The sequence below is a fragment of the Psychrobacter sp. 1044 genome (genome assembly GCF_904846525.1).
Taxonomy (GTDB): domain Bacteria; phylum Pseudomonadota; class Gammaproteobacteria; order Pseudomonadales; family Moraxellaceae; genus Psychrobacter.
This window is the reverse complement of record NZ_CAJHAZ010000023.1, coordinates 20,868-29,642: the sequence shown is the minus strand read 5'-3', so window position 1 is coordinate 29,642 and position 8,775 is coordinate 20,868. Positions and strand designations below refer to the sequence as shown.

The window sequence follows — 8,775 nt, the reverse complement described above, 5'->3', positions numbered from 1 at the left end:
TATCTGTAGCAGTATCTGTACCGCCTTTGCCATCGCTGATGGTGTAGTCAAATTCAACTTGACCATTAAAGTTGGCTTCTGGGGTAAAGGTAATAGCGCCGTTAATATCAATCTTGACCACGCCATTATCTACGGTAATGCTTTGCGCGACCCCTGGGGTCAGTGCCGTACCATTAATGTTGATGATACTTAACGTATCGCCATCAATGTCACTGTCACCTTTGAGTGGGGTTAAGATGACTGAACCATCTTCAGCAACCGTGTAGCTGTCATTCACTGCTATAGGATCATCGTTAGTTAGCTTACTATCATTATCTTTACCTCTACTGCTACCAGCAACTAAGCCTATCAGCCCTAGACTAGCTGCCGCAGGTATCCACCAAGGTAAGCCTGCTGCTGCGATATACTGAGTACCACCTAATGCTTGACCTTCCGTATCACCTATTGCTAGCTGAGTGACGTAATCATAGGTCTCGCCGGTATCAGGAATATAATAATAATATTCTCCATTCTCAGCTATTCCGAGCAGCGCGCTATCTGAGCTGTCATAGAACCCTTCTATAATAAGATCGCTATCTTGCCCTTCTTCTTCGAATGAGATATGCAAATTATTCTTTATGCGCTTAGTAATAATATGATTGGGAGCACGGCCAATAGCCGTATCGTAAAACTCATAATTAACTTTATCTACTGCAGCGATAACTGTAGGCTTGCCATCTTTTGTAATTACTTGCACTTGATCAACAGTGCTATTGGTATTATGAGTCTTAACGATAATAGTATTCATATTCTTCCCTAAAATTTTTAATTTAAATTGTGTCGCTTAAGTTGCTTTTAAGTTGGTAACGTCAGTCACTAAAGGATAATAGGACTATTAATTGCTTAAGAGTTCTTCAACAATAGCGACCACACGACGATTAAGTTGTCGACCTTCCTCGCTATCATTACTCGCTCTTGGTTTTAACTCGCCATAACCAATAGCTTTTAAGCGCTCAGCTGCAATCTGAAAGCGAGTAATTAATACTTCTCTTACCGCATCGACACGTCGCTGTGATAGAGCTTGGTTGTAGCTATCACTACCACGACTATCTGTATGACCTTCAATAGTTGTCATAGTGTTTGGATACTGCATCATAAATTCTGCCAATTCTGCCAATTCTGCGTAGTACTCTGGGTTTACCATAGCTTTATCAGTCTCAAACAATACTTCAAGATCGATAGTGACTGCTTTCTCTAAAACAAGAGGTTTTGGTTGTATCATTGGAGGCGGTGTCACAGGTCTTGGAGTAGCTACAACAGGCGCTGAACAATTAGGAACTACACGGCTAATTTGATGGGATTGATAACGATTATTAGAGAGTATTTGTGATGCATCATTCGACGTTAATTGTTTTAATGTACTTTGACCTGTTTCGTCCATCTCAACATCAAAGAAGTAAGTTCGACCACCCACTAGCTGATAAGTATTTTTGTTGGCTAGTAAATCATTGCTTTTAAATCCCGTAGCATGGACACTAAGCTGATTGGTACCCACGCATGAGTTGACGACAGTATAGTTACCAGCTTGGAGACTGGCTTGAAATCTATTGTTGACTGCAATATTAGCACTTGTTTGCTCAGGGTTATTATCGTTTTTTCGAATGAACACCAGTCGAGCACTATCAGTAGTAACTTGTCTTGCTAGCATCGCATTAATATCAGTATCTACTTGGTTATTCCATACAACTTTGCCAACACGTCGGCTATCTCCATCGTTATCGATAATGCTGTTACTGTTACCAGTGATGGCACAAGCAGATATACCAAATAGAATAGTCGATAATACAACGATGCTAATGATTTTTTTAAATAGTTGTTCCATAGTAGAATCCTGAAGATAAGCTTATAGAATAATGGTTAGTTAAAAGTTCTGTGTTTTTTTAGTTATATAAATCACATAAAAATTTATTGCTTCAAGTTCTTTACTTAAAGTTACAAAGAATATAAGCTGCAATATTTATACCAAAATTTCACTAAAAATTAAATATATAGACAAAGTTAAACTATAGCTATAGCTATATTGATTTTTTAACTTATATACGATTTTTAATAATTCTATAAGTATACTTTATCTACCCCACTCTCAACTTATTTTTCTAAGGTATTGAACCGCCCCGACTATATCGGAGAGTGATTTACTTGAGTCAGGCAGCGATGCCTGACAGGGTTAAATTATCATAATACCGCTTTTCAAATTCAAAAGGTGATACATAACCAATTGTGCTATGCAGTCGTATTTTGTTAAACCAATCTACCCATCAAGGGTTGCCAGTTCAACATCGTTCACACCAGACCAGCTCTCTTTCAAATAATGAATCACCTCAGACTCATACAGCCCATTGACCGTTTCAGCCAATGCATTGTCGTATGAATCGCCTGTTGCACCAACAGAAGCAATCACGCCGCAGTCAGTCATCTTATCAGTGTAGCGAATAGATAAGTACTGAACCCCTCGATCGCTATGATGAATGACATCCTTAGGATTATTCCTATCCGCTATCGCTTGATTAAGCGCTGCCATCACCATATCGGTATTCATGCGATTCGATACTTTCCAGCCCAAAATAGCGCGGACAAACACATCAATGATAAAAGCAGTATAGACCCAGCCGCTTGTCGTCTTGATATAGGTAAAGTCAGCCACCCACAGCTGGTTAGGGCGATGAGCGCTAAAGTTACGATTGACTAGGTCATTAGCCCGTAGTTGGTCATCACGGCTATTAGTGGTAATCTTACCCTTACCGCGCCGAACCCCTTGAATGCTATGCTGTCGCATTAACCGCTCTACGGTGCAGCGAGCAACCTTTAACCCGTCAGATTTCATCTGCTGCCGGACTTTACGCGCACCGTAACGGCACTTGCTGTCCTGCCAAATACGTTTAATCTCACTGAGATAATAATCGTCATATTGACTACGCTGTGAACGCTTTTCAGGGCTTTCTTCTAGCTCTTTAGCGCGATAGTATGTGGATGGGGTAATCAGTAGTACTCGACAGATTGGCTCGATCCCATAATTATTCTTATGCTCATCAATAAAGTTGACCATTACTAAGGCGTGTGGTCTATCTCCGCCTGGGCTTCAATCCCAGCAGCCTTACGTATAATCTCATTGGCTTGTCTGAGCTCTCTGCATTTACGTTCAAGCTCTTTGATACGCTGCTCTTGGCTTTGAGCTTGAATATGTGCAGGAATGGTTTGATTGATGTGCTTTTTATGCCAGGATCGAAGGGTCTCAGGCGTGCAGCCAATCTTAGGGGCAATGGCTTGGATGGCTGACCATGTAGAGGGATAGTCGCCTGCTGCTTCAATCAGCATGCGAACGGCGCGCTCTTTAATCTCAGGAGTGTAGGTTTGTTTTTTCATTGTCGGAGACTCAACATTCTGAGAGAATACAACAATCCCGGAGCGGTTCAATATCGAGCTGTACTACAATCAGAAGAGGGTTCAAAAGAGTTTAGACTATAAGACACCAAGGTAGATGTGGTTTGACTTTTATTGTCAGGCTGCTTGGTTAAAATCTCTCAAGTTAATGTCTACGGATATGAAATCATAGATAATTCATCTGTGGGGTTAAATTCCTGCTCACAACTATTCAGAAGTGAGCGAGGATAATGGGACGATATTGCTTGATATGATTAAGAACTACTTAATCGGGAGTTTCCTAAAAACTGTGTAACTGCTTATAATCCCCTAACCGGAGAATAAGCAATGACTACTCAATCTGACATTAAAAAGCTGGCTGAGCAAATGGCTGGTAGCATGAAAAGCTTCGATGACATCAAAGACTTTCAAAAGCAGCTCATGCAATCCTTTATCGATACTGCCTTAGAGGCTGAGATGGAAGACCATCTCGGCTACCCCAAGCATGAAAAGCAGACAAGCCAAACAAGCGCAATGGGCACACTAAAAAGACAGTCCGCAGTGACACAGGCGATCTTGAAATCTCCACCCCAAGAGACCGTAATGGTGACTTTGAACCTGCGTTAGTGCGTAAGCATCAAACCCGTATTAGTGGCCTTGATGATAAAATCATATTTCACTACAGGCATAGCCTTCCGTCTTGCGCTTCGGGCAAGTGTCTCCCAGACACTTGCTGATCCTCGCTCATACGCCAAAGGTCAAACCACCACTGAGATCGTAGAGAGCATTAAAGAGCTCTACGATGTCGACATCTCAAGCTCTCTTGTCTCAAGAGTCACCGATAATATATTAGAGGACATCACCGCTTGGCAGAACAGGCCGCTGAGCAGTGTTTATCCTATCGTCTATTTGGACTGCATCGTCGTTAAGGTACGCCAAGACAAGCAGATCATCAACAAGGCGATCTATCTGGCCTTAGGCGTGGGACTTGATGGCAAAAAAGAGCTGCTTGGTATGTGGCTATCAGAGAATGAGGGCGCTAAGTTCTGGCTAGGTGTTCTCACTGAATTACAAAACCGCGGGGTACAAGATATACTCATTGCCTGTGTCGATGGTTTAAAGGGCTTCCCCGATGCCATTAACACCGTCTACCCCAAAGCCAAGGTTCAGCTGTGTATCGTGCATATGGTGCGTTACTCAATGAAGTTCGTACCGTGGACAGATAAGAAGGCCGTAGCGGCTGATTTAAAGGCCATCTATGGCGCTGATACGCTTGAGATAGCAGAGGCCAACCTTGAGCACTTTGATGAGACTTGGGGCACAGAGTACCCACATGTCATCAAGTCTTGGCGTAATAACTGGGAGGGCTTAACGGTGTTCTTCGAGTATCCTAAAGACATCAGAAAAGTGATTTATACCACCAATGCTATTGAGTCTTTAAACAGCGTGATTCGGACAGCGGTGAATAAGCGTAAGGTGTTCCCCTCTGATCAGGCAGCATTCAAGGTGGTGTACTTAGCCACCCAGCAAGCATCCAAAAAGTGGTCGATGCCAATCCGTAACTGGACGTCTGCTCTGAATCGTTTTATGATTATGTTTGATGAGCGTATTAGTAAGCATTTAATCTAAACGGCAGTTACACAGAATTCGGGATGGTCTCACTTAATCAAATAAATAGTATAGTTAATTACTTAAGGCGCTCGTACACAACATCATCAACGTAAAATTTATCAATAGTACCATCACCCAATAACTCTTTTCTAACAGCCATAATTTGGCGTTTTTTCTTAAGATCGTCAGGCATTATTGGTTGAGCGTATTCTGAAGTATCGGTAAGCGCTTCAATGTCTACACCAGAATCCCCGTTAAGACCGTGTTCAGCTAAGACTCTAGGCTCTTCATCTTGAAGTATTGCATCGTTATTTATAACTTCTTGCACAGCGCTATCTCGGGAAGCTTCATGCATAACTACATGTATTGCTGCAAACTCTGCTACGCTTTCTCGGCTTAGCTTAGACATAGGTATACCTATAGATTGATAAATAGACTTACTGATGTGTGTACTAAGTCATTAAAGTTCAAGTTTAGCAGTGCTTAAATTTGAGATTTAGTCACCTAAGAATACCAACAGTCATACACAATCTGAATCAAACCATGAAACTTAAAACGATAGTTTAATGCCATTGTCTGACACGCCTTCAGTCGTCCCTAATTCGTTAGCCGCTCCCACTACCATGCTGGCCTTTGATATGGGGAAGTAAAGATGCCACTACGCTATCCTATAAGCGAAATTGGTTATTAAAAAAACTGGAATCGACAACCAAAGTGCAAGCAGCTCAAAACTAAAGCGCTGACTTTGCAGAAATTTTAGTAGTTAACTTATAGAGTTACCCCTGTCTAAGAAATTTATCATTACTGCATGCTAAATGCGCTTGATAGTGATAGCGCCAACGATCCTGTTGATTTTGAAAAGGCAGTGACAAGCAATCATTAAACAGCCTTTTAAATCCAAGCATTACCAATGCAAATGCGAATATTTTTTAGTGAGTTTTCTGCCAAGCCGCGATCAGTGAACACTGCCTTTAATGCACTATCGGGTGCAGCTGTCGATAGTGCCCGCTGAATAAATTAAACAAGCTAGAGGGAAGTTAAGAATAGCTGAAAAAGAGAAATTGGAATGAAATGAGGAGAGGTGATTGGTTTAAGTTAAATATTAAGGTTCATGAACCATTAATTTTCTTCCTAACTGTAGAGCATTGTTTTTATTAGTTAATCATTCCTATTTTATTGTGAACCTAGCTTTAGGTACGCATATGTTAAATAATCAGTATCTGATAGTAAATTCATGGAATTATAATCAAACGGTAAATTATTAATCTGATTGATAATTGCTTGACCAGAATATGTACTATCTATCAAATAAATACCGTAATCACTCCTAACGTAACTACTAGCTGATATGCCTTGAAGGTTTAATACGCGGAGCCCTAATTGAGCTTAGTATATTAGATCAAGTCGCTAATAACCTCTTTGCATGTATTTCACAAACTTATGTGTTGTAGATACAGTAATTCTACCATTCATTCAAAGTTAATCTGTTCGATGAACTTGTTCTGACTATGGTTAATATGCTTATTACCTTCACCATGCATGGCTAGCCCTTTGCGTAGTCTCTTATTCTTAATCATCTGGCTCTTTGGTACGAATGCTTTTGCAATACGTTAGGCATATAAAGATATCACTACCTATAGATTATTAGCTTAGCTCAAAAATCATCACTCTTTTGGTTATCTGTTACTTCATATCCGTTCTAATAGCGCAGGTATGATCTTACAATGCTCCTACTTAGCCTGTCTGCAAGTCTGGTTTAGATCTACCTTATAGTGGCAAATATCATGACCAACTAAGCTGTAATACTTTTTGTTTTAAGTTATCAAAAACCCCCTCACTATTCGTAATATAATTCCATCTAAAGCACTGAGTTAACAACCGTTAAATTTGCACAGAACAGTACTATGCCTCTAATTTTTATATTCTATGCACGTACAGGAGCATGGTTTTTGTCGAAAATATGCTCAATCAAATGCTAGGCAAAGCATCCATCTTATATTAACCCCAATTATTTGACCAAAATAACCAGTAATAATAGCCTACAGCTCAATAAACGCATAGCCTACTCTTCCTTTAGTCGTTATACTATAATTATTCCCAAGTGAAGGTTGGGGATGATTGTACTTTACAACCTTCCATTTAAAGGGTTTTGTAAACTCATCAATGAATAACAGTGTCCATGTTGGTGTCCAATAGCTATCTACGTTTCCCAGAAGACGCTTTTCAAGATTTATAAAACGTGCGCAAAGATTGCTCTAAATCTAAGTATAGAGATAATAGATTAACATTCACAATTTACCTAGCTTATAAAGCTGACGGATGTACATCATGGCTGTCGATAATTTAAATGATATCAATAAACTTGAATGCCGAGATAAAGATTACTCGGTCAGTGTCTCAGGTATCGCGGGTTTAAGTATTCGTATTTATCCAAATGGTAAAAAGGAATACTACTTACGGTACGCTCATCCGCATATCGATGGTAAGCGCCCTAGAATTATGTTAGGTAAGGTCGAAGATATCAGCCTATATGAAGCTAAGTATAAAGCAGAAACTATACTTAGCACGGTCGCACAAGGCTCCGACCCTAAAGCCATTCATAAAAAAGAACAAGTCAATAAGTATGCTCATCTAAAGAACGCCACATTTTCTGAAATCACACAAGCGTGGCGAGATCACAAAACGTCAAGTCGTCACCATAGTAAATCTAGAAAGCGCGCGTTTAGTAACTCAACCCTTAAATTTTGGGATTTATGTCTAGGATATATGTGTCGTGAGATTGGCGACTTGAGAATGGACGATATCACCAGCGAGATGATATTGAGTGTATGTGAGGCGATTCAAAACAATGAAAATCAAGCAACCTTCGTTGGTGCCAGTACTCGGCTTTATACTGAAAAAGTCTTCTCATTTGCTGTCGCAAGAGGATTATGCGATAGAAACGTAGCTATTGATACGCGTGGCGAGCTCGCACCTGCTAGCTCAGGTAACCACTTACCAGCCATCACCAAGCCTGATCAGTTTGCCACTCTCCTAAACGATATGTCCCATTTCAAAGGTGCAAGTAAAACCACATTAGAAGCGATGAATTTACTACCGTATGTCTTTGTGCGTAGTATCGATTTGCGGTCTATGCGCTGGCAAGATATAGATTGGGATAATAAGCTATGGGAGTTTTCTCCTACTAAAGGCGAAGGTCGTGATGACATGGTATCGCACTTAGTAGTACCGTTAGCCACTCAAGTAATTGAGCGCTTAAGAAAAATACAAGCAATCACAGGTCACAAAGAACACGTATTTGCATCGATACGCGCCTCGAGCAATCCTTATATTAGTAAAGCAACGCTAGTGCAAATATTTCATAGGCTTGGATATAAGGATGTTCAATGCGCTCATGGATTTCGAGCATCAGCTAAAACCTTACTAATGGAACAGCCTGAACTGCGTTACTCAGATATCGTGACTGAGCTGCAATTAGGACATCGAATAAAAGATACACATGGCGGCGCTTATAACCGATTAGATGAAATTGATACTCGAATACTGATGATGCAAGATTGGGCTGATTATATAGATAAGCTCAGGGGTTCAACGTAATGATTGCTTTAAGTTGTGGTTATCGCTCAACAATAATATACCTATTAGCATTCACAATAGCCCTTTGCATAGCGTCTTATTCCCAGTCATCACATAACAACCAAAACACCCTAACATTCTATTGTTGGTAGCCTAGATATTGGAATTTCTGCAACCTCGCGCTTGTGA

Annotated in this window: 4 protein-coding genes, 2 pseudogenes and 1 other annotated feature; of the genes and pseudogenes, 2 read left to right on the top strand and 4 right to left on the bottom strand. The window is 40.5% G+C overall.

Translation table 11 applies throughout. The annotated features are described in order from the left end of the window. From JMX82_RS12815 to JMX82_RS12805, 3 genes and pseudogenes are all read right to left on the bottom strand, one after another. Positions 1-787 (bottom strand): Ig-like domain-containing protein (locus JMX82_RS12815; protein ID WP_201540819.1); only part of this gene is annotated, 787 nt, incomplete at its 3' end. An 87-nt stretch (positions 788-874) separates the two neighbouring features. Beyond that, entirely contained in the window at positions 875-1,861 is a 987-nt protein-coding gene (locus JMX82_RS12810; RefSeq protein WP_045456413.1) for an OmpA family protein, read from the bottom strand. A 322-nt stretch (positions 1,862-2,183) separates the two neighbouring features. Beyond that, positions 2,184-3,402 (bottom strand): annotated as a pseudogene (locus JMX82_RS12805) (IS3 family transposase). Next, positions 3,011-3,127: a sequence feature (AL1L pseudoknot), on the bottom strand. (Overlaps the previous pseudogene by 117 nt.) 345 nt (positions 3,403-3,747) lie before the next feature. Here JMX82_RS12805 and JMX82_RS12800 point away from each other — a divergent pair. Beyond that, positions 3,748-5,028, top strand: a pseudogene (locus JMX82_RS12800) (IS256 family transposase). A 58-nt stretch (positions 5,029-5,086) separates the two neighbouring features. Here the strand turns inward: JMX82_RS12800 and JMX82_RS12795 are convergent. After that, positions 5,087-5,419: a hypothetical protein gene (locus tag JMX82_RS12795; RefSeq protein ID WP_045454736.1), complete on the bottom strand. Its 333-nt coding sequence runs from the start codon at positions 5,417-5,419 to the stop codon at positions 5,087-5,089. 1,919 nt (positions 5,420-7,338) lie between these two features. Here JMX82_RS12795 and JMX82_RS12790 point away from each other — a divergent pair. After that, entirely contained in the window at positions 7,339-8,607 is a 1,269-nt protein-coding gene (locus JMX82_RS12790; RefSeq protein WP_201540818.1) for a tyrosine-type recombinase/integrase, read from the top strand. Positions 8,608-8,775 lie beyond the last annotated feature (168 nt).

Coding starts and splice junctions, on each gene's coding strand:
- JMX82_RS12810 (WP_045456413.1), bottom strand. CDS start 1,861: ATGGAACAACTATTTAAAAAAATCATTAGCATCGTTGTATTATCGACT.
- JMX82_RS12795 (WP_045454736.1), bottom strand. CDS start 5,419: ATGTCTAAGCTAAGCCGAGAAAGCGTAGCAGAGTTTGCAGCAATACAT.
- JMX82_RS12790 (WP_201540818.1), top strand. CDS start 7,339: ATGGCTGTCGATAATTTAAATGATATCAATAAACTTGAATGCCGAGAT.